Source organism: Amycolatopsis sp. NPDC003731 (genome assembly GCF_053586895.1).
Genome location: NZ_JBSFNC010000314.1, coordinates 1 through 1,228 on the forward strand (window position 1 = coordinate 1; position 1,228 = coordinate 1,228).

General features: G+C 73.9%; 1 protein-coding gene. It reads right to left on the reverse strand.

The window, feature by feature from the left end:
- Nucleotides 1-1,228 (reverse strand): AMP-binding protein (locus ACWDN5_RS46795; protein ID WP_449680799.1); only part of this gene is annotated, 1,228 nt, incomplete at both ends.

The window sequence follows — 1,228 nt, forward strand, 5'->3', positions numbered from 1 at the left end:
GACGCGGTCGAACTTGCCGTTGACCGACCGGGGCAGCTTCGGCAGCACCTCGACCCGCCGCGGCAGCATGTACGCGGGCAGTTCCTTCGCCAGCGCCCGGGAAATCGCCTCCGGGTCGGCCTCGGGCGCGACCGCCAGCACGATCCGGTGGCCCAGCACCGGGTCCGGCACGCCGAACGCGGCCGCCTCCCCCACCAGGCCCGTCGCGTAGGCGGCCTCCTCGACCTCGGCGGGGCTGACGCGGTAGCCCGAGGTCTTGATCATCTCGTCGGTCCGGCCGACGAAGTAGAGGAACCCGTCCTCGTCGCGGTAGACAGTGTCGCCCGACCACACGGCGATCTCCGGGCGCACCAGGCCGTCCGGCCCCGGCACCGGGCGGAAGCGCTCCGCCGTGCGCCCGGGGTCGTTCCAATAGCCGAGCGCCACGAGCGCGCCGCGGTGCACCAGCTCGCCGTGCTCGCCGGGCAGGCACGGCGTGCCGTCGGCGCGCAGCACGAGGACTTCGGCGTTGGGGATGGCCTTGCCGATCGAGCCGGGCCGGCGGTCGGCCTCGGCCGGGTCGAGGTAGGTGGAGCGGAAGGCCTCGGTGAGGCCGTACATCAGGAACGGTTGCGCCGCCGGGAAAATCCGGCGCAGCTTGGCCAGCGTGGCGCGCGGCATGCGGCCGCCGGTGTTGGCGAAGTACCGCAGCCGCGCGGTCGCCTCGGCGGGCCACTCCTGCGTCACCAGCTGCAGCCACAGCGGCGGCACGCAGGTCAGCGCGGTGACGCCGTGGCGGGCGCAGAGCCGCACGATTTCCTTGGGCAGCAGGTAGTTCACGAGCACGACGTGCGCCCCGGCGGCGAACGCCGTGGTGAGCTGGCTGAACCCGGCGTCGAAGCTCAGCGGCAGGGCGGCGAGCACGACGTCGTCGCGCGTGTGGCCGAGGTACTCCGCCACGCTCGCGGCGCCGGCGAGCAGGTTGCGGTGGGACAGCACGACCCCCTTGGGGCCGCCGGTGCTGCCGGAGGTGTACATGATGGCGGCCGGGTCCTGGTCGATCACCCCGCCGGGCCCCGCGTCCGGCTCGGCCGCGGTCAGCGCGTCCCACTCGGGCTGCCCGAACACCACGACCGGGGTGTTCCCGGGCACGGCCTCCCGGACCGTCGTCAGCCGCTCGGGGGTCGTGAGCACCACCTTCGGGGTGCAGTCGGTGGCGACGTGGGCGATGAGATCGCAAGAGCCTCGT